The sequence below is a fragment of the Crenobacter sp. CS_VA4 genome (assembly GCF_055597485.1).
This window is the reverse complement of the sequence record NZ_JBVMAE010000017.1, coordinates 40,514-60,620: the sequence shown is the minus strand read 5'-3', so window position 1 is coordinate 60,620 and position 20,107 is coordinate 40,514. Positions and strand designations below refer to the sequence as shown.

Here is a 20,107-nt window from a genome sequence, read left to right as displayed (position 1 = left end):
GCACAACAAGGCCGGCGTCAGACCGGCCTTTTCTACATCACGAGAAAATCACGAGCTGAGGTGCTGACATGGCTTACCAAGCCCCCCTGAAAGACATCCGCTTTGTGCTGAACGAGCTGGCCGAGCTGCCGGCCGTCTGCACATTGCCCGGTTATGAAGACGCCAGCGTCGAGCTGGTCGACGCGATCCTCGACGAGGGCGCCAAGTTTGCCGAAAACGTGCTGGCGCCGACCAATAAGCCCGGCGACGCCGGTGCGCGGCTGAGCGGCGACGTGGTGAGCAGCGCGCCCGGCTTCAAGGACGCCTGGCAGCAATACGTCGACGCCGGCTGGGTCGGCCTGCGCGCGCCGGCCGAGTTCGGCGGCCAGGGCCTGCCGGCCCTGGTGGCGCTGGCGGCCGAGGAGATGTGGTGTTCGGCCAACCTGGCGTTCTCGCTGGCGCCGATGCTGACGCTCGGCGCGATCGAGGCGCTGAACCACCATGCGTCCGACGAATTGAAGGCCGTCTACCTGCCGAAGATGTCGAGCGGCGAGTGGACCGGCACGATGAATTTGACCGAGCCGCAAGCCGGCTCGGACCTCGCGCAGGTGCGAACCAAGGCGCAGCCGAACGGCGACGGCAGTTATCTGATCAGCGGGCAGAAGATCTTCATCACCTGGGGCGAGCACGACATGGCGGACAACATTGTCCACCTGGTGCTGGCCCGCCTGCCGGACGCGCCGGCTGGGGTGAAGGGCATCTCGCTGTTCGTGGTGCCGAAGTTCCTGGTCAACGCCGACGGCAGCCTGGGTGAGCGCAACGACCTGCGCTGCGTGTCGCTCGAGCACAAGCTCGGCATCCACGGCAGCCCGACCGCGGTGATGAGCTTCGGCGACAACGGCGGCGCGGTCGGCTACCTGGTCGGCGAGGCGAACAAGGGCCTCGGCTACATGTTCACGATGATGAACCACGCGCGGCTCGGCGTCGGCATCGAGGGCATGGCGCTATCCGAGCGCGCCTATCAGGCGGCGGTGGGCTACGCGCGCGACCGGGTGCAGAGCCGCGCGATCGGCTCGCCCGACCCGGCCGGGGTGGCGATCATCAAGCACCCGGACGTGCGCCGCATGCTAATGACGATGCGTGCGCAGATCGAGGCGCAGCGCGCGCTGGCGTTCTACGCCGCCGCCGCGCTCGACCGCGCCGCGCGTCACCCGGTGCCGGACGAGCAGGCGCGCAATCAGGCGCTGGTCAATTTCCTGATCCCGATCGTGAAGGGCTGGAACACCGAGCAGGCCAACGAGATCACCAGCCTGGCGGTGCAGGTGCACGGCGGCATGGGCTACATCGAGGAGACCGGCGTGGCGCAGTACTACCGCGATGCGCGGATCACCGCGATCTACGAGGGCACCACCGGCATCCAGGCACTCGACCTGATCAGCCGCAAGACCGCCCTGGACAACGGCGCGACCGCGCGCTGGCTGCTGGGCGAGGTGGCCGCCACCGCCGAGCAGCTGAAGGCCGCCGGCTTCGCCAGCCTGTCGGCCAACCTGACCGCGGCGGCGGCCGACGCCGAACGCTGCGTGGCGTTCATCGTCGAGACCTTCGGTGCGAAACCGCAACTGGCCGGCGCCGGCTCGGTGCCGTTCCTGAAGCTGATGGGCATCGTGCTCGGCGGCTGGCAGCTCGGCCGCGCCGCGCTGATCGCCAAGGCGCAGTCGGGCGAAGACGGTGCCGATGTCGAGTTCCTGAACGCCAAGCAGATCACCGCGCGGTTCTACGGCGAGCACCTGCTGCCGCAGGTGAGCGGCTTGGCCGCGGCGATCGTGTCCGGAGCGGACAGTGTGCTGGCGCTGGACGACAGCCAGTTCTGAGCGCGTTCCGTCATGGATAACGGCCGGTTGCCCCGATAGGCGCCGGCCGTTTTTGCATGTGTCTGCATGAAAAACGCCACCTCGTGGTGGCGTCGTGCAACCGGCGGGGCTCAGAGCTGGCCGATCACCGTCTGCACCGCGCTGAACAGCGTGTCGAATGAGGCGCTGTCGAGCAGACCATAGCCCTGGCCGATAGAGCCGGCCGGCAACAGCTGGCCGCGTTTCAGGTGTCCGTTGTGCAGAGCGACGATCACCTTGCCGCCGCGGCGCAGCAGGTCGGCGTCGTAGAAGTCGCCGATGGCCTGCTGGTCGCTCAGCGGGATGTTGACGACCAACCAGCACATTGCTGTTGGCCGAATAGGCGCTCCAGGTGAGCGGTATGGCATAGGCGTAGCTCGGCCCGCCGGTCAGGGTGCCGCTACCGTTGCTATTGAGCGTCACGTTGGTACCTACCGCGGTCGCCCAGGCTGAACTGTTGGCCGAAGAGCTGGCTGACGCGGGTGTAGGAGGAGCCGGGGAAGGAACTGACCAGGTTGTTGCAGTGGGTGACGCCGTCTTCGGTGATCGGGGTGGCCGGAATGGTGCCGGTACCGCAGCTGCTAAACGAGGGCAGCACCAGCGTGTCGCTGGCGGCCAGCGGGTTGGTGACATAGAGCGGGTCGCCGGCGCCGATCGAATCGGTGACCGTCGACACGGCGCCGACGCCGACGAACTTGTTGCGCAACACGTAACCGCCGATGCCCTGGTAGCCGCTCGGCGGGGCCAGCGCGTTGCTCATGCCCAACTCGAAGGTCAGCCGGCTGCCGCCGTTCGGGTCGGTGACGAGGACGCGGTTATTGATCACGTCGCGCACGCTATACGATTGGGCGAGACTGGCCGCGCTGACGAAGCCGCCCCAGCTGCCGTTGTCCTGCAGCGTGTAGCCGCCGAGGCTTTGATCGTAGTCGCCGGGCGGGCGCCGCCTCAGCTGCCTGACACATAGTTCTGCCGGCTCGTGGCGAACTGGTTGGCGGCCAGTTGGGTTATCGTGCGGGTCGGCGCCTTGCCGACGTTGATGCCGGCATACCCGTAGAGCGCGCGGCCCAATATGGCGTTGGCGTCGACGGTCACGCTGAACACCGGCCGCGACTTGGCGCTGGCGACCCCGCTGGCGTTGACGTTGCCGATGGAAGCGCTGTCGACGATGGCGCTGGCGATCGCACGCTGGCTGGCCAGATCGATCGGCGAGGTTCCGGCCAGCGTCGCGTTGGTCAGCTTGGACACGATGGCGCTGGCGAGGTTGGCGGTGGCGCTGTCGCCGTTGGCCAGATAATCGTCGTACAGGTTGCCCGGGTTTGCCCCGCTGGCGCGAGCCACCTTCTGCACCGCCATCTCCGCCGCGGCCTTGTTCCAGCCCTCGATCCGCTTGGCGGTGACCAGGGTGGTGATCGGCGTGATGTGGATAGGCGTGGTTGGATCCTCAATCACCGTGGACAGCGTGAACGAGGCGGTGAAATGTCCGCCGCTGCCGATGTCGACGGTGTTCGGGCCGACTTCGGCCAGCATCTTCTTGCCCCACGACTGGCGGGGGTCGACCGTCAGGCTGTAGGCGCCGTTGGCGCTGGTGATGGTGGAGGGGTCGCCGGGGTCGCACTGGCCGCTGTCGTTCAGGTCGACGCAGACCCTGGCACCCTGCAGATAGCCGTCGATCGCCCGGCCGGTGATGGTCAGGCTGCCCGGCAGCGACGGGACGTCGACGCCGCCGTTGCCGCCGGAGTTCCCCGAGCTGCCGCTGTTGCTGCCGGTATCGCCGACGCTGCCACCATTGCTGCCGGTGCTGCCGCCGTTGGCCGGCTTGCTGGGCGAACCGCTGCCGCTATAGCCGCCGCCACCACCGCCGCCACCGCAGGCGGCGAGCAGCAAGGTGCTAACTAGCGTGACTACCAAAAGCCCACATTTCAATGCGCTTTCCATGTTGGAGCCCTCCGCGTCATCGGTTCGTGAACGCCTGCCCCGACCGGGGAGGGCGGCTAGACGATGTAGCTGTTTTTCCCCAGCATAGTTGCTTTCGTCATCCAGAAAAAATATTTGTGATAACTGTTTTAACTTTAAATTGTCAATGAGAAATATGGCATTCATGCTATTGTAATGCCTTGAAACTAGAGTCTGCCGATTCGAACCGTTTTAGCCAGGGTCCTCTTTCGATGTCGTTGTTCCGCTTCGCCCCCCACCTGCTGGTCGTGTTGCCGATAGCCATCGTCGCGTCGGCCGCATTGTGGCGAGGAGCCGTGCGGTGAGGTGGCGCCTGTCTGCGCCGCGCTGGCGCCGGCTGCCGGTCGAAACGCTGCTGACTGGGGCGCTGCTGTTCGGCGGGGCGTTCTGGATCGGCAAGACCGTGGCGCGCTTGTTCGGCGGCACTACTCCGCCGCTGCCGCAGCTGGAACAGGCCGACCCGCAAAGCGCCGCGGGGATCGCCGCGCAGGCGCACTGGTTCGGCGACGCCAGCGTGGCCGCGCCGGTGGCCGCGCCGCCGCTGACTGTGATCGGCGTGCTGGCCGGCCCGGCGAGTCAGGCCTTCGCCATCGTCGAGGAAAACGGGCAGAAGCTGCCGCTGTTGGTCGGCAAGGCGACGCCGGGGGGCTGGACGCTGCAGCAGGTGACCGCATCCGGCGTGGTGCTGAGCCGGCCGGGCGGCAACAACAGTTTCGTGCCCTTGATCAGCCGCAACGGCGAGGCCGCGGCCGCACCACCGGCCGCTCCCGGCGGCTTCGCACCTCCTTCGGCCAACCCGGCCATCGCCGTCCCGCCACCTCAGGGCGTCACTCTACCGCCTTCGGCCAACCCGGCCGTATCCGCCCCGGCGCCTACCCTGCCGCCGGACAATGTCGTTCCACCCCCCAGCCACTAAGACTTCGTCCATGCGCTTTGCCCGTATTGCCTGCCTGCTTGCCCTGACCGTTGCCTGCCGCAGCTTCGCCGCCCCCGCCGAGCCGGTGATGCTCAACTTCGTCAACGCCGACATCGAGACGGTGGTGCGCGCGATCGGCGAGATGACCGGCAAGAACTTCGTGATCGACCCGCGGGTGAAGGGCACGGTCAATATCGTGTCGAGCCGGCCGGTGCCGGGCGCGCTCGCCTACCAGATCCTGCTGTCCAGCCTGCGCCTGCAGGGCTTCGCCGCGGTCGAGGGCAACGGTGTGGTGAAGATCATGCCCGAGGCCGACGCCAAGCTGCACGCCAAGGCCGGCACGCCGCGCCGCAACGACGGCGACCGGCTGATCACCAAGGTGTTCGCGCTGAAGCAGGGCAGCGCCACCCAGCTGGTGCCGGTGATCCGGCCGATCGTGTCGCCGAACAACACGGTGGCGGCGTTCGCGCAGGGCAACGCGCTGGTGGTGACCGACTACGCCGACAACATCCGCCGCATCGAGTCGATCATCGAGTCGGTCGAGAGCGCCTCGGCCGGCGACGTGGCGGTGCTGCCGGTGACCTTCGGCTCGGCGGTGGAAATGGGGACGATGCTCAACAAGCTGATGCAGGAGTCGGCCGGAGCCGGCAGCGGCGACAACGGCAAGATGACGATCATCCCGGACGCGCGCGCCAACGTGCTCCTGGTGCGCGCCGACACGCCGGGGCGGTTGGGCAAGGTGAAGAGCCTGCTCAAGGTGCTTGACCAGCCGAGCCAGGCCGGTTCGAACGTGCGGGTGGTGTACCTGAAGAACGCCGAGGCGACCAAGGTGGCGCAGACGCTGCGGGTGCTGCTGACCAGCTCGTCGAGCGATAGCGGCAGTGCGGCGAGCAGCGCCGCCAGCAATGCCGCGGCGAATAACACGGTTCCGAGCAGCAGCGACCCAAGCAGCGGCAACGCGATCGCCAGCACCCCGATCAGCCGCAACAACGCCCCGGCGGCGCTGGCGCCGGCGCCGGTCGGCTCGATGATCCAGGCCGATCCGTCGAGCAACGCGCTGATCCTGAACGTGCCGGACAGCATGTATCAGAACCTGCGCAACGTGATCGACCTGCTCGACCGCCGCCGCGCCCAGGTGCACGTCGAGGCGCTGATCGTCGAGCTGTCGGCCGAGCGGGCGATGGAGCTGGGCGTGCAGTGGCAATCGCTGTCCAATGGTGGTGGCGGTGCTACGGTGATCGGCGGCACCAACTTCCCTGGCACTAGCGGTGTCCAGGGCATCCTCAGTACCGCCAAGAGTCCGGGCAACCTGGCCGGGCAGGGCGGCCTGAACATCGGCGTGGTGAAGGGCACGATCAACATCCCGGGGCTGGGCGAGATCCTCAACCTCAGCGTGCTCGCGCACGCGCTTGAGACCGAGGCGAAGGGCAACGTCCTGTCGACGCCGAACCTGATGACGCTCGACAACGAGGAAGCGAAGATCGTCATCGGCCAGAACGTGCCGATCCTGACCGGCCAGTACAGTAATACCTCCGGCAGCAGCTCGACACCGCAGACGCCGTTTCAGACCTTCGACCGCAAGGACGTCGGCCTGACGCTGAAGGTGAAGCCGCAGGTGTCCGAGGGCGGGCTGATCAAGCTCAACATCTTCCAGGAGGCGTCGAGCATCGACGAGTCCACCCGCAACAACCCGGCCGGCCTGACCACCAACAAGCGCTCGATCGACACCACCGTGCTGGTCGACGACGGCAATATCATCGCGATCGGCGGCCTGATCCAGGAAACGGTCAGCGACGGCACCGACCAGGTGCCGCTCTTGGGCGACATCCCTGGCCTCGGTTGGCTGTTCAAGTTCCAGAAGAAGAACCGCAAGAAGACCAACCTGATGGTGTTCCTGAAGCCGACCATCGTCCGCGACGATGTAGGCGCACGCACCTTGGCCGGCGAGCGCTACGACTACATTATCGGCGACCGCCAGACCAACGGCCAGGCCAAGCTGCCGCTCGACATCGGCAGCATGATGAAGGCGCCGCCGATCCAAAGCGGCATCCAGCAGGGCCTCGACGCGCTGCACCCGGCGCAACCGTTGTCGCAGCCGCCGCTCGCACCATGAAGACGCTGACCAGCTACTCGTTCGCGCGCGCCAACCGGGTGCTGATGCTCGACGGCGCCGGCGGGCGCCGCCTGCTCTTGGCCGACAGCGCCACGCCGGCGGCGTGGGCCGAGGCGCTGCGGGTGTTCGGCGCGGCCGAGGCCGAGCGCTTGTCCGACACCGACTTCGACCAACGCTTGGCCGAACACTACGCGCAGCGCGACGGCCAGGCGGCCGAGGTGGTCGACGACATCGGCCAGACCCTCGACCTGTCGGCGATGGTCGAGTCGCTGCCGGCGGTGGAAGACCTGCTCGAGAGCGAGGGCGACGCGCCGATCATCCGGATGATCAACGCGCTGTTGACGCAGGCGCTGCGCGACGGCGCGTCCGATATCCACATCGAACCGTTCGAGACCCGCTCGCTGGTGCGCTTCCGCCTCGACGGCACGCTGCGCGACGTGGTCGCGCCGCACCGTGCGCTGCACGCGGCGATGGTGTCGCGGATCAAGATCATGGCGGCGCTCGACATCGCCGAGAAGCGCATCCCGCAGGACGGCCGGATCTCGCTGCGCCTCGCCGGCCGGCCGGTCGACGTGCGGGTGTCGACGCTGCCGACCGCGCACGGCGAGCGGGTGGTGCTGCGTCTGCTCGACAAGGAAAGCGTGCGCCTGGATCTCGCGACGCTCGGCATGGCGCCGGACACGCTGGGCCGGCTCGACCAGCTGATCCGCCAGCCGCACGGCATCGTGCTGGTGACCGGGCCGACCGGCTCGGGCAAGACCACCACGCTGTACGCGGCGCTGTCCCGGCTCGACGCCGGCCAGACCAACATCATGACGGTCGAGGACCCGATCGAGTACCAGCTGGCCGGCGTCGGCCAGACGCAGGTCAACGCCCGCATCGACATGAGCTTCGCCAAGGCGCTGCGCGCGATCCTGCGCCAGGACCCGGACGTGATCATGATCGGCGAGATCCGCGACCTGGAGACCGCGCAGATCGCGGTGCAGGCGAGCCTGACCGGCCACCTGGTGCTCGCCACCCTGCACACCAACGACGCCGCCAGCGCGGTGACCCGGCTGACCGATATGGGGGTCGAGCCGTTCCTGTTGGCGTCGAGCCTGATCGGCGTGATGGCGCAGCGGCTGGTGCGCCGGCTGTGCCTGGCCTGCAAGGAAATCAACCCGCTCGACTTGGCCGAACGGCCGGGCCTGGCCCACTACCGCCCGGTCGGCTGCCTGGCCTGCGGCGGTAGCGGCTACCGCGGCCGTTACGGCATCTATGAACTGTTGCCGGTCGATGACGCGCTGCGCCGGTTGATCCACGACCGCGCCGCCGAACAGGTGCTACGCGATGCGGCGCTGCTTGATGGTATGCGCACGCTGCGCGAGGACGGCCTGCGCTGGCTCGCCGCCGGCGAGACCGCGCACGAGGAAATCCTGCGTGTGACGAGGAGCGTCTGATGGCAGCGTTCCGCTTCGTCGCGCTGGCGCCGGACGGCCGCGAGGAGAAGGGCTTCGTCGAAGCCGACTCGCCGCGCAGCGCGCGTGCCCAGCTGCGCGAGCGCGGCCTAGTGCCGGTGTCGGTGGAAAGCGTCGCGGCCAAGGCCGCCGCCGGCAGCTTCGGCCGGATCGGTCGCAGCCTGCCTAGCGCCACGCTGGTGCTGCTGACCCAGCAGCTGGCGACCCTGCTCGACGCCGGCCTGCCGCTCGAGAAGGCGCTGAGCGCGGTCGCCGACCAGAGCGAGGACGCGCGTGCCAAGACCGTGGCGGTGGCGATCCGCAGCAGCATCCTCGAGGGCCACAGCCTGGCGCAGGCACTCGCCGCGCAGCCGGCGGTGTTCTCGCCCTTGTACCGCTCGCTGGTCGCCGCCGGCGAAACCAGCGGCGAACTGACCCGGGTGCTGTTGAAACTGGCCGACTACCTGGAAAACCGTCAGCACACCCGCCAGAAGGTGATCCTGGCGCTCGCCTACCCGGCGGTGGTGACGCTGGTCGCGGTGCTGGTGGTCGGTGGGCTGATGAGCTTCGTCGTGCCGCAGGTGGTCGGCGTGTTCGCGCAGACCAAGCAAACGTTGCCGCTGCTGACCCGGCTGTTACTGATGACCAGCGACTTCCTGCGCCAGTGGGGCTGGCTGGCCGGCCTGCTGCTGGCCGGAGGTGGCTATCTGGCGGTGCGTGCGCTGAAGACCGAGGCGTTGCGCCGCCGCTTCGATGCACGACTGATGAAGTTGCCGGTGCTCGGCCGGCTCTTGGTCAGCCTCGATACCGCACGAATGGCGAGCACCTTGGCGATCCTCGCCGGCAGCGGCGTGCCGCTGTTGTCGGCGCTCGATGCTTCGCGCAATCTGCTGACCTTGCTGCCGCTGCGCGAAGCGTTGGCCGAAACGCACGACAAGGTGCGCGAGGGGGCGTCGCTGGCGCGCTCGCTCGGTTCGAGCAAACGCTTTCCGCCGGTACTGACGCACCTGATCGGCAGTGGCGAGGCCAGCGGTACCTTGCCGACCATGCTGGAAAAGGTCGCCGAGCAGCAGCAGCGCGAGGTGGAGCGCAAGCTCGCCACGCTGACCACGCTGATGGAGCCGCTGTTGATCCTGGTGATGGGCGGCGTGGTGTTGCTGATCGTGCTGGCGATCATGCTGCCGATTATCGACATGAACCAGATGGTGCACTGAGTGAGCGCTGCTCATCGACCCTGTTGGGCGTTGTTGCGCGGCCTTGCCGTACTAGTTGTACTGTCTGCGGCCGCGCGCCTAGCCCAACAGGGCCGCTGAGCGGCGTTGGTAGCGTCGTGAAAATGCAATTGTAAATACCCGCCCACAAGGCAAGTCGTAACACGGAGACAACATGAAACCCATCCGCCACGCCGCCCAGCGCGGCTTCACCCTGATCGAGATCATGGTGGTGATCGTCATCCTCGGCGTGCTCGCCGCGCTGATCGTGCCCAAGGTGATGGGCCGCCCGGACGAGGCACGCATCGTCGCCGCCAAGCAAGACATCGGCGCGATCAGCCAGGCGCTGAAGCTGTACCGTCTCGACAACACCCGTTACCCGACTTCGGAGCAGGGACTGAAGGCGCTGGTGCAGAAGCCGACCACCGGCCCGGAAACCAAGAACTGGAAGCCGGGCGGCTACCTCGAGCGCCTGCCGGACGATCCGTGGGGCCACCCGTACCAGTACGCCAACCCGGGCACGCACGGCGAGATCGACATCTGGAGCCTCGGCGCCGACGGCGAGCCGGGCGGCGAGGGCGCCGACGCCGATATCGGCAACTGGCAGCTGTAAGCCGTCCGGCCGACCATGCACTCGCGCGCCGCAGGGTTTACGCTGATCGAGCTGTTGGTGGTGATGCTGATCATCAGCATCATGGCGACCACGCTGACGCTCAGCCTGGCGCCCGACACGCACCGGGCCGCCGAGGACGAGGCGTGGCGCTTCGCCCGGGTGCTCGAGCAGGCGGTCGACGCCGCCGAGCTCGGCCAGCCGCTGGCGCTGGTCTGGAGCGCCGAGGGCTATGCGTTCCGCGAGCTCGACGACGATGGCCGCTGGCAGGCGCCGAGCGATGCGTTCTTCGCCGCGCACCGTTGGCCGGACGGCATCAGCAGCGAGTCGGTGAAACTTAACGGCGTCGCGCAGCCGCCCGGGCAGCCGCTGTGGCTGGTCGAGCAGGGCCAGGCGCGGCCGTACGAATTGATCCTGCGCGCCGGCGAGCGGCGGCGCCGGATCCAGCTGTCGCCACTCGGCAAGGCCAGCGTCGGGGCGCTGTCGTGAGCCGGCAACGCGGTTTCACCCTGTTCGAGGTGCTGGTGGCACTGGCGATCATGGCGATCGCGCTGGCGGCGCTGCTGCGCGCCACCGGCCTTGCCGCCGACAATAGCGAAGGCCTGCGGCTGAAGATGCTGGCGACCTGGGAGGCGCAGAACCAGCTGGCGTTGATGGTCGCGCGGCGCGAGTGGCCGGCGCAGGGGACCGCCGCCGGCGAGGTCAAACAGGGCGGCGTGCTGTTGCGCTGGGAGCGCGAGGTGATTGAGACGCCCGATCCGCGCTTGCGCCGGGTGCTGATGAGGGTGAAGCGCGGCGACTATGTATTGGCCGAGCTGAACGGCTTCCTGCGACTGCCGGGAGGTGGCGGATGAAGCGGCAGGGCGGCCTGACCCTGATCGAGCTCCTGGTCGCGATGAGCCTGTTGGCGATCCTGTCGGTACTCGGCTACCGCGCCTTCGGCAACCTGTTGATCGCACGCGAGCGGCTGATGGACACCGGCACCCGCTGGGTCGAGTTGGCACGCGCGTTCCGTCGGCTCGAGGGCGAGTTGGCCGAACTGCCGTCTGTCGCGCAGGTGAACAACGGCGTGCCGCCGCTGCTGTTGCAGCTGGACGGCCCACGCCAGCAGCTGGTGCTGACGCGCTTCTCGGCGCGCTACCAGGGCGGGCGCGAGGCGCTGCGCTACCGCGCCGACGGCCAAGGCCTGGCCTGGGCGGCCGGCGCGCCGGAACTGACGGCCAACTTCCTGCCCTTGCTGCCGGCCGACAGCCCGGTGCACTTCAGGGTGCTGACGGCGAGCGGCAACTGGCTCGACAGCTGGCCAGTGCCGGGCGAGACCGCCCGGGCGCTGGAGATGGCGGTGACAACGCCGGGCAGCGAGCCGATCCGCCGCGTCTGGGCACTGCCATGAGGCGCCAAGATGGCATGGCAGTGGTGATGGCGCTGTTGATCGTCGCGCTGGCGGCGAGCGCGTCGGCCTTGGTGCTGTGGCAGCAGGGGCTGTGGCTGCGCCAGGTCGAGCAGGACCGCGCGCGCGCCGGGGTGCGGCTGGCGGCCGACGGCGGCCTCGCCTGGGCGATGGACCTGCTGCGCTTCGACGGCATGAGCACCAGCATCGACCATCTGGGCGAATTGTGGGCGCAGCCGCTGCCCAAGCTCGATGCGCAGGGCTTCAGCGTTACCGGCCAGATCAGCGACGCCCAGGCGCGCTTCAATCTGAACAATCTGGTCGACGGCAACACCGGCAAGATCAACCCGCCGCAGCTGAAGCTGTACCGGCAGCTGCTCGTGACGCTCGGCCAGCCGCCGACCTTGACCGAACCGCTACTGGCCTGGATGGGCGCGCGCGGCGACGATGACAAGAATGCCGCGAGTGGCCCGCCGCGCCGGCTGGAGCGCGCCAGCCAGCTCGCCTGGGTGCCGGGCTACCGCCCCGAGGTGCTGGCGCGGCTGCTGCCGCAGGTGGTGGCGTTGCCGGAAACCAGCGCCACCGCGATCAACGTCAACACCGCCACACCGGAGGTGCTGGCGGCGCTGGTGCCGGCGCTCGACAGCGGTCGCCGCTTGGCGCTGCTCAACCAGCGCAAGGCGCTGCCTTTCAAAGATCAGGAAGATTTTCAGGCCAAGCTAGTGCTGCCGGACAAGCTGAAGCCCGACAAGGCGCTGTTCGACGTGAAGAGCGGCTATTTCCTGCTCGACAGCGAAGTCAGCAAGGCGCCGGTGCGGCTCAAGCAGCGCACGCTGCTGCGCCGTTCCGGCGAGGTGAGCCTGGTGTGGCGCGAAGAGGGCGGCTTGCCGCCGACCAATACGGACAATCATGACGATACTGCGACTCCATCTGACGCCGGGCTGGCCCGATAACGCCGCTAATCTGCCCTGGGCGCTGCTCGACGCGCACGGTCAGCGCCGCGACAGCGGCGACGCCGCGCCGTCCGGCTGGCCGGCCACCGCCGCGGTGGAGCTGGTGCTGCCGGCCGGACGGACGCTGTTCACCGCGGTGAAGCTGCCGGACGGCCAGCGCGAGCCGACGCCGCAGCTGATCGGCTACGCGCTCGAGGACCAGCTCGCCAACGACCCTTCGGCCAACCTGTACCTGGTCGGCAAGCTGCTCGCCGACGGTCGTCGCCATGTGGCGCTGACCGAGGCGGCGCCGGTGAAGCGCGCGGTGGCGATGCTGCGCCAGCTCGGCCGTGCCCCTGACCGGATCGTGCCGGAGGAGGCGTTGCTGCCGCTGCCGGCGGCCGGCTGGGCACTGGCACCGCTCGAGCAGGGCTGGCTGGCGCGGCTGCCGCAGGCGCCGTGCTGGCTGCCGGCCGGCAGCGAGGCGGCGCTGTTGCCGGCGCTGGCGGCCGGTGCCGACGGCCCGCTGACGCTGCACGGCGCGGCGGACGCGTTGGCCGAATGGCTGCCGGTGCACGAGGCGGTGCGGGTCGCGCCGTTCGACTGGCGCCGGGGCCTCGCCGACGGCAGCGTCGACTTCGCTACCGGCGAGCTGGCGGCGCGTCACTTCAGCCGGCGTTACTGGCCGCTGGCGCGCAAGCTCGGCCTCGTCGCCGGCCTGTTGATCGCGTTGCAGCTGGCGTTGCTGCTCGGCGAACTGGGCTGGACCGCCTGGCAGAAGTCGCGCCTGGCCGAACGCAGTAAGGCGCTGAGCACGCCGTGGCTGACGTCCCCGGCGCTGCCGGGGATGGCGACGCTGCCGGTGACGCGCGCGGTCGACAGGTTGCGGCTGGCGCACGGCCTGCCGGCGCGCGACGATGGCCTGGCGCTGATGGGCGCGCTGGCCCGGGTGACCGGCAGCGAGCTGACCGTGCAACGACTCAACTACGACAACGGCAGGCTGGAGTTGACCGTCGCGGCGCTGCCGCCGGCTTCGCTGACCCGCTGGCGCGCGCAGCTGGCCGAGCGGCGCATTGCGCTGACCCAGCAGCGCGGCGAAAACGGCAGCCAGCAACTGCTCGTGACGGAGGAACCGTAATGGCAACGATGGCATGGCAGGCTCAGGCCGGCCGCATGTGGGCGGCGCGCAACCCGCGCGAGCGGGTGTTGCTGGCGACACTGGCGCTGGTGCTGGGTGCAACGCTGGTGTATCTCGCGATTTGGCAGCCGGCCGAGAAGCAGATCGCGCGCAACAGGGCGAGCATCGTCCGGCTGGCGGCCGAGGTGGCGACGCTGGAAAGGCTTGACGCCGAGGCGCGGCCGCTGAAGCGCCAGCCGGCCGCCGCGCCGCGCAAGGCGGCCGAACTGCAGCCCTTGCTGCAGCAGATGCTGAGCCAGCACGGCCTGTCCGGCCTGACGCTGGCCGCCGACGGCGAGTACGGCGTGACGCTCGCCGGCGAGGCGGTGTTCGACCGTTGGCTGCAGTTCGCCGGCGAGCTGGCTGCGCAGCAACAGATTCGGCTGGTGCGGCTGCAGGCCGACGCGATCGGCCCGGGCAAGGTGCGGCTGAAGGCGCTGTTGGTGCAGGGCGGGGGCGAGGCATGAGGCGACGCTACCGCTGGTCGCTGGTCGCGGCCGGCCTGGGACTCGGCGCGCTGGCGGCGGCGCCGGCCAGCCTGCTCGATACGGCGCTGGCCGCCACGAGCCAGCGGTATCTGCGTCTGGCCGAAGCCAGCGGCAGCGTCTGGCAGGGGCAAGGCCAGCTCTATTATCAAGGTGAGCGCGAGGCGCTACCGTCGAGCCGCTTGAGTTGGCGCTTCGAGGCCAAGGCCTTGTGGCGCGGCGAACTCGCCTGGCGGCTCGATACGCCCGGCCGGAAGGGCCGGCTGGCGCTGAGTCCGCGCGGCGTCCAAATTGAGCAACTGGTGCTCGTGCTGCCGGCGGCGGCGATTGCCGAGGCGGCGCCGGCCTGGCGCGGGGCGGGCCTCGGCGGGCAGCTCGCGCTGCAGCTCGAGTCATGGCGCTGGCAGCGCGGCCAGTTTGCCGGGCAACTGCAGCTCGACTGGGACGGCGCCAGCGCCAACGTCAGCACGGTGCGGCCGTTCGGCCGCTATCGCTTAAACGTCACCGGTACAGGCAACGGCGTCGGCCTGGCGCTGGCGACGCTGGCCGGGCCGCTGACGCTGGAGGGCGGCGGCCACTGGCAGCCGGGCGCGCGGCTGATGCTGGCCGGCAACGCCAGCAGCCCGCCGGAGCAGGCCGAAGCGCTGCGGCCGCTGCTGTTGCTGATGGGGCGTCAGGTCGGCGAGAACCAGTACGCCTGGCAGCTGAAGTAGCGAATTAGCCCGTCCTGCTGTTGTGCCTGGACGAAAATCACGTTATTATTGAAAGGTTTAACCAAACGGGACAAGTGCCGCCGCACTGAGTCCCGTTATTCGCATCAAGCCATCATAAAAGCAGCAAATGCAAACAGCAAACAGGAGCCAGCCAATGTCCATGCCCGCACTTCTTGCCTTGGCTGACGGTACGATATTCAAAGGCACTGCCATCGGTGCCGCTGGTTTCACCGTTGGCGAAGTGGTCTTCAATACCGCCATTACCGGTTACCAGGAGATCCTCACCGATCCCTCGTACACCAAACAACTCGTCACCTTGACGTATCCGCATATCGGCAACGTCGGCGCGAATTCGGAAGACACCGAATCCCGCGCCGTTTTTGCGTCGGGGCTGATCATTCGCGATCTGCCGCTGTTGCACAGCAACTTCCGCGCCGAGCATTCGCTGTCCGGCTACCTGCAGGCCAACAACGTCGTCGCGATCGCCGACATCGACACCCGCAAGCTGACCCGTCTGCTGCGCGAGAAGGGCGCGCAGGCAGGCTGCATCATGGCCGGTGCCGACCTCGACGAGGCGCGCGCGGTCGAACTGGCCAAGGGCTTCGGCAGCATGGCCGGCCAGGATCTGGCCAAGGTGGTCAGCTGCGAGCAGACCTACCACTGGGACACCCGCGAGTGGCGTCTCGGCGAAGGTTACGGTGCCCAGGCCGAGGCCAAGTACCACGTGGTCGCGTACGACTTCGGCGTCAAGCACAACATCCTGCGCATGTTGGCCGAACGCGGCTGCCGCCTGACCGTGGTGCCGGCTCAGACTTCGGCGAAAGATGTGCTGGCGCTCAACCCGGACGGCGTGTTCCTGTCGAACGGCCCGGGGGACCCGGAACCGTGCGACTACGCGATCGAAGCGATCAAGCAGATCCTCGACACGAAGCTGCCGGTGTTCGGCATCTGTCTCGGCCACCAGCTGCTCGGCCTCGCCACCGGCGGCAAGACCTCGAAGATGAAGTTCGGCCACCACGGCGCCAACCACCCAGTGCAGGACCTCGACTCCGGCCGCGTGATGATCACCAGCCAGAACCACGGCTTCCAGGTCGACGAGACCAGCCTGCCGGCCAATGTGCGCGTCACCCACCGTTCGCTGTTCGACGGTACCGTGCAGGGCATCGCGTTGACCGACCGTCCGGCGTTCTCGTTCCAGGGCCACCCGGAAGCGAGCCCGGGCCCGAACGACGTCGCCTACCTGTTCGACCGCTTCGTCGCGCTGTTGGCCGAGCGCCAGCGCTGAGCCGGAAAACGCAGGAGAGACCATGTTTGGCATCACCGACCCGTTGACCTACCTGATCGGCACCATCTTCATCGTGCTGCTGCCGGGGCCGAACTCGCTGTACGTGCTGTCGGTGGCAGCGCAGCGCGGGGTGAAGGCCGGCTTCGTCGGTGCGTTCGGGGTGTTTGCCGGCGACGCGATGCTGATGATCGCCACCGCGGCCGGTGCCGCGTCGATCCTCAAGGCGCTGCCGGGGTTGTTCATGGTGCTGAAATACGCCGGTGCCGCGTACCTCGCCTGGATCGGCGTCAACATGCTGAAGGGCGCGGTCAAGAGCTGGTTCGGCCCGGCGCCGGTCGAGAGCGAGACGGTGGCGCTGACGGTGGACACGCGCAACCCGTTCGCCCGGGCGCTGTCGATCAGCCTGATGAACCCCAAGGCGATCCTGTTCTTCCTGTCGTTTTTCGTGCAGTTCGTCGACCCTGCGTACCCGCATCCGGCGCTGACCTTCGTCGCGCTCGGGCTGATGTTGCAGGTCTGCAGCGCCACCTACCTGACCGTGCTGATCCTGGCCGGAGCGCGCCTGGCGGCGGCGTTCCGCGCACGGCGCCGCCTGGCCAGCGCGGCGAGCGGCGGGGTGGGCGTACTGTTCCTGGGCTTTGGGGCCAAGCTGGCCGCGGCCAGCCTGAATTAAGCAATACCGAATTGAATATCGAGATAGAGCGATGCCGAAACGTACCGACATTAAAAGCATTCTGATTATTGGCGCCGGCCCGATCGTGATCGGTCAGGCCTGCGAATTCGACTATTCCGGCGCGCAGGCGTGCAAGGCGCTGCGCGAAGAGGGTTACAAGGTCATTCTGGTCAACAGCAATCCGGCCACCATCATGACCGACCCGAACATGGCCGACGTCACCTACATCGAGCCGATCAACTGGCAGGTGGTCGAGAAGATCATCGCCAAGGAGCGCCCGGACGCGATCCTGCCGACGATGGGCGGCCAGACCGCGCTGAACTGTGCGCTCGATCTGGCTCGCAACGGCGTGCTCGACACGTACAAGGTCGAGCTGATCGGCGCGACCGAAGACGCGATCGACAAGGCCGAAGACCGCGGCCGCTTCAAGGAGGCGATGGCCAAGATCGGCCTGTCGTGTCCGCTGTCCTTCGTCTGCCACACGATGGAAGAGTCGTTGGCGGCGCAGACCAAGGTCGGCTTCCCGACGCTGATCCGGCCGTCGTTCACTATGGGCGGCTCGGGCGGCGGCATCGCGTACAACAAGGAAGAATTCCTGGCGATCTGCGAGCGCGGTTTCGAGGCGTCGCCGACGCACGAACTGTTGATCGAGCAATCGGTACTCGGCTGGAAAGAGTACGAGATGGAAGTGGTGCGCGATAAGCACGACAACTGCATCATCATCTGCTCGATCGAGAACTTCGACCCGATGGGCGTGCACACCGGCGACTCGATCACCGTCGCGCCGGCGCAGACGCTGACCGACAAGGAATACCAGATCATGCGCAACGCCTCGCTGGCGGTGCTGCGCGAGATCGGCGTCGACACCGGCGGTTCGAACGTGCAGTTCGCGACCAACCCGGACACCGGCGAAATGATCGTGATCGAGATGAACCCGCGCGTGTCGCGTTCCTCGGCTCTGGCGTCGAAGGCCACCGGCTTTCCGATCGCCAAGATCGCCGCCAAGCTGGCGGTCGGCTTCACCCTCGACGAGCTGAAGAACGACATCACCGGCGGCAACACCCCGGCGTCGTTCGAGCCGTCGATCGACTACGTCGTCACCAAGATCCCGCGCTTCGCGTTCGAGAAATTCCCGCAGGCCGACGACCGGCTGACCACGCAGATGAAGTCGGTCGGCGAGGTGATGGCGATGGGCCGCACGCTGCAGGAATCGATGCAGAAGGCGCTGCGCGGTCTGGAGACCGGCCTGTCCGGCTTCGACTCGGTGACTACCGACCTGGAAGAAATCCGTCACGAGCTCGGCACGCCGGGCCCGGAGCGCATCCTCTACGTCGCCGACGCGTTCCGCGCCGGCTTGTCCCGCGACGACATCTTCGCAATCAGCAAGATCGACCCGTGGTTCCTCGCGCAGATCGAGGACATCGTCGGCGAAGAGCAGGCCTTGGCCGGCCGCAAGCTCGAAGAGCTCGACTACGCCGAACTGCGCCGCCTGAAGCGCAAGGGCTTCTCCGACCGTCGCCTCGGCACGCTGCTCGGCGTCGACCAGGGCGCGGTGCGCGCCAAGCGCTGGGCGCTGAAGCTGCACCCGGTCTACAAGCGCGTCGACACCTGCGCCGCCGAATTCGCCACCGACACCGCCTACATGTACTCGAGCTACGAGGAAGAGTGCGAGTCGCAGCCGACCGACAAGAAGAAGATCATGGTGCTCGGCGGCGGGCCGAACCGTATCGGCCAGGGCATCGAGTTCGACTACTGTTGCGTGCATGCGGCGCTGTCGCTGCGTGAGTCGGGTTTCGAGACCATCATGGTCAACTGCAACCCGGAAACCGTGTCGACCGACTACGACACCTCCGACCGCCTGTACTTCGAGCCGCTGACGCTGGAAGACGTGTTGGAAATCTGCCGCATCGAGAAGCCGACCGGCGTGATCGTCCAGTACGGCGGCCAGACCCCGCTGAAGCTGGCGCGTGCGCTCGAAGCCAACGGCGTGCCGATCATCGGCACCAGCCCGGACATGATCGATGCCGCCGAAGACCGCGAGCGTTTCCAGAAGCTGCTGCAGGAACTCGGCCTGAAGCAGCCGCCGAACCGCACCGCGCGCAACCCGGTCGACGCGATGAAGTTGGCCGAAGAGATCGGCTACCCGCTGGTGGTGCGGCCAAGCTATGTGCTGGGCGGCCGCGCGATGGAGATCGTCCACGAGCCGGCCGACCTCGAGCGCTATATGCGCGAGGCGGTCAAGGTGTCGAACGACAGCCCGGTGCTGCTCGACCGCTTCCTGAACGACGCGATCGAAGTCGACGTCGACGCGGTGTCCGACGGTGAGCAGGTGGTGATCGGCGGCATCATGCAGCACGTCGAGCAGGCCGGTGTGCACTCCGGCGACTCGGGCTGCTCGCTGCCGCCGTACAGCCTGTTCCCGGCGGTGCAGGACGAGATCCGCCGCCAGACCATCGCGATGGCGAAGGCGCTGAACGTGGTCGGCCTGATGAACGTGCAGTTCGCGATCCAGGGCGACACCATCTACGTGCTGGAAGTGAACCCGCGCGCCTCGCGTACCGTGCCGTTCGTCTCCAAGGCGACCAGCGCGCCGCTGGCGAAGATCGCCGCCCGCGCGATGGCCGGTATCAGCCTGGCCGAACAGGGCTTCACCAAGGAAATCGTGCCGCCGTACTACGCGGTGAAGGAAGCGGTGTTCCCGTTCATCAAGTTCCCGGGCGTCGACACCATCCTCGGGCCGGAAATGAAGTCGACCGGCGAGGTGATGGGCGTCGGCCGCACCTTCGCCGAGGCGTACGTGAAGAGCCAGCTCGCCGCCGGCGACCGCCTGCCGAAGACCGGCAAGGTGTTCATCTCGGTGCGCGACAGCGACAAGACCGGCGCGGTCGAAGTCGCCCGCGAACTGCAGCGCCTCGGCTTCGGCGTGTGTGCGACCCGCGGCACCGGCAAGGTGCTGCAGGACGCTGGCATCGCGGTGCAGGTGGTCAACAAGGTGGCCGAAGGCCGTCCGCACATCGTCGACATGATCAAGAACGGCGAGATCGCGCTGGTGATCAACACCGTCGACGAGAAGCGCCAGGCGATCCAGGACAGCCACTCGATCCGCCGCAGCGCGCTGCAGATGCGCGTGCCGCAGTACACCACCCTGGCCGGCGCCAAGGCGGTCTGCGTGGGCATGGGGCACGCCGACGACTTCGACGTCTACAGCTTGCAGGGCCTGCACGCCCAGGTGGCCGATGCCAAGTGATTGATCGGCGGCGTTCGGCCACACTTTGAACCGGACGCCGTTTGCCGTTACAATCCTTGCAAAGTTAAGCACCAGCCAAGCCGCCGTCCCGTACGGCG

Annotated in this window: 19 protein-coding genes; 16 read left to right on the top strand and 3 right to left on the bottom strand. The window is 68.0% G+C overall.

Going from position 1 to position 20,107, the window contains the following annotated elements; all coding sequences use genetic code 11:
- Window positions 1–68: 68 nt before the first annotated feature.
- Window positions 69–1,850: an acyl-CoA dehydrogenase gene (locus tag ACZ2IA_RS16020; RefSeq protein WP_470293592.1), complete on the top strand. Its 1,782-nt coding sequence runs from the start codon at window positions 69–71 to the stop codon at window positions 1,848–1,850.
- A gap of 110 nt (window positions 1,851–1,960) precedes the next feature.
- Here ACZ2IA_RS16020 and ACZ2IA_RS16015 read toward each other — a convergent pair whose 3' ends face one another.
- From ACZ2IA_RS16015 to ACZ2IA_RS16005, 3 genes are all read right to left on the bottom strand, one after another.
- Complete coding sequence (locus ACZ2IA_RS16015) at window positions 1,961–2,194, bottom strand: hypothetical protein (protein ID WP_470293591.1); 234 nt, start codon at window positions 2,192–2,194, stop codon at window positions 1,961–1,963.
- A gap of 83 nt (window positions 2,195–2,277) precedes the next feature.
- Window positions 2,278–2,694: a hypothetical protein gene (locus ACZ2IA_RS16010; RefSeq protein WP_470293590.1), complete on the bottom strand. Its 417-nt coding sequence runs from the start codon at window positions 2,692–2,694 to the stop codon at window positions 2,278–2,280.
- A gap of 119 nt (window positions 2,695–2,813) precedes the next feature.
- Entirely contained in the window at window positions 2,814–3,791 is a 978-nt protein-coding gene (locus ACZ2IA_RS16005) for a hypothetical protein (RefSeq protein WP_470293589.1), read from the bottom strand.
- A gap of 331 nt (window positions 3,792–4,122) precedes the next feature.
- Between ACZ2IA_RS16005 and ACZ2IA_RS16000 the strand changes: the two genes are divergently transcribed.
- The 15 genes from ACZ2IA_RS16000 to carB all read left to right on the top strand — a co-directional run bounded on the left by ACZ2IA_RS16000 (window position 4,123) and on the right by carB (window position 20,009).
- On the top strand, window positions 4,123–4,737 hold the full coding sequence (locus tag ACZ2IA_RS16000) for a type II secretion system protein N (protein ID WP_470293588.1): 615 nt from the start codon (window positions 4,123–4,125) through the stop codon (window positions 4,735–4,737).
- A gap of 10 nt (window positions 4,738–4,747) precedes the next feature.
- Entirely contained in the window at window positions 4,748–6,850 is a 2,103-nt protein-coding gene (gene gspD, locus ACZ2IA_RS15995; protein ID WP_470293587.1) for a type II secretion system secretin GspD, read from the top strand.
- Window positions 6,847–8,289, top strand: a complete 1,443-nt coding sequence (gspE, locus tag ACZ2IA_RS15990; RefSeq protein ID WP_470293586.1) for a type II secretion system ATPase GspE — start codon at window positions 6,847–6,849, stop codon at window positions 8,287–8,289. Before gspD ends, gspE begins: the two co-directional genes overlap by 4 nt.
- Window positions 8,289–9,500: a type II secretion system inner membrane protein GspF gene (gene gspF, locus ACZ2IA_RS15985; RefSeq protein WP_470293585.1), complete on the top strand. Its 1,212-nt coding sequence runs from the start codon at window positions 8,289–8,291 to the stop codon at window positions 9,498–9,500. The genes gspE and gspF overlap by 1 nt, the downstream gene beginning before the upstream one ends.
- 172 nt (window positions 9,501–9,672) lie before the next feature.
- Window positions 9,673–10,110, top strand: a complete 438-nt coding sequence (gene gspG / locus ACZ2IA_RS15980; RefSeq protein WP_470293584.1) for a type II secretion system major pseudopilin GspG — start codon at window positions 9,673–9,675, stop codon at window positions 10,108–10,110.
- Window positions 10,111–10,125: 15 nt separating this feature from the next.
- Window positions 10,126–10,596: a prepilin-type N-terminal cleavage/methylation domain-containing protein gene (locus tag ACZ2IA_RS15975; RefSeq protein ID WP_470293583.1), complete on the top strand. Its 471-nt coding sequence runs from the start codon at window positions 10,126–10,128 to the stop codon at window positions 10,594–10,596.
- The gene (gene gspI / locus ACZ2IA_RS15970; protein WP_470293582.1) at window positions 10,593–10,961 is read left to right on the top strand and encodes a type II secretion system minor pseudopilin GspI; all 369 of its coding nucleotides are present in this window, start codon (window positions 10,593–10,595) and stop codon (window positions 10,959–10,961) included. The genes ACZ2IA_RS15975 and gspI overlap by 4 nt, the downstream gene beginning before the upstream one ends.
- Window positions 10,958–11,500 carry a type II secretion system protein GspJ gene (locus ACZ2IA_RS15965; protein ID WP_470293581.1) on the top strand — a complete coding sequence of 181 codons (543 nt, stop codon included), beginning with the start codon at window positions 10,958–10,960 and terminating at the stop codon, window positions 11,498–11,500. Before gspI ends, ACZ2IA_RS15965 begins: the two co-directional genes overlap by 4 nt.
- Window positions 11,497–12,450, top strand: a complete 954-nt coding sequence (gene gspK, locus ACZ2IA_RS15960) for a type II secretion system minor pseudopilin GspK (protein WP_470293580.1) — start codon at window positions 11,497–11,499, stop codon at window positions 12,448–12,450. The genes ACZ2IA_RS15965 and gspK overlap by 4 nt, the downstream gene beginning before the upstream one ends.
- A complete protein-coding gene (gene gspL, locus ACZ2IA_RS15955; RefSeq protein WP_470293579.1) occupies window positions 12,407–13,567 on the top strand; it encodes a type II secretion system protein GspL in 1,161 nt (386 codons plus the stop codon). The genes gspK and gspL overlap by 44 nt, the downstream gene beginning before the upstream one ends.
- Window positions 13,567–14,073 (top strand): type II secretion system protein M, encoded by a 507-nt coding sequence (locus ACZ2IA_RS15950; protein ID WP_470293578.1) that lies wholly within the window; start codon window positions 13,567–13,569, stop codon window positions 14,071–14,073. Before gspL ends, ACZ2IA_RS15950 begins: the two co-directional genes overlap by 1 nt.
- Window positions 14,070–14,804, top strand: a complete 735-nt coding sequence (gene gspN / locus ACZ2IA_RS15945) for a type II secretion system protein N (protein WP_470293577.1) — start codon at window positions 14,070–14,072, stop codon at window positions 14,802–14,804. The genes ACZ2IA_RS15950 and gspN overlap by 4 nt, the downstream gene beginning before the upstream one ends.
- 154 nt (window positions 14,805–14,958) lie before the next feature.
- On the top strand, window positions 14,959–16,089 hold the full coding sequence (carA, locus tag ACZ2IA_RS15940) for a glutamine-hydrolyzing carbamoyl-phosphate synthase small subunit (RefSeq protein WP_470293576.1): 1,131 nt from the start codon (window positions 14,959–14,961) through the stop codon (window positions 16,087–16,089).
- Between the two features lie 22 nt (window positions 16,090–16,111).
- Complete coding sequence (gene leuE / locus ACZ2IA_RS15935) at window positions 16,112–16,762, top strand: leucine efflux protein LeuE (protein ID WP_470293575.1); 651 nt, start codon at window positions 16,112–16,114, stop codon at window positions 16,760–16,762.
- 31 nt (window positions 16,763–16,793) lie between these two features.
- Window positions 16,794–20,009 (top strand): carbamoyl-phosphate synthase large subunit, encoded by a 3,216-nt coding sequence (gene carB, locus ACZ2IA_RS15930; RefSeq protein WP_470293574.1) that lies wholly within the window; start codon window positions 16,794–16,796, stop codon window positions 20,007–20,009.
- Window positions 20,010–20,107 lie beyond the last annotated feature (98 nt).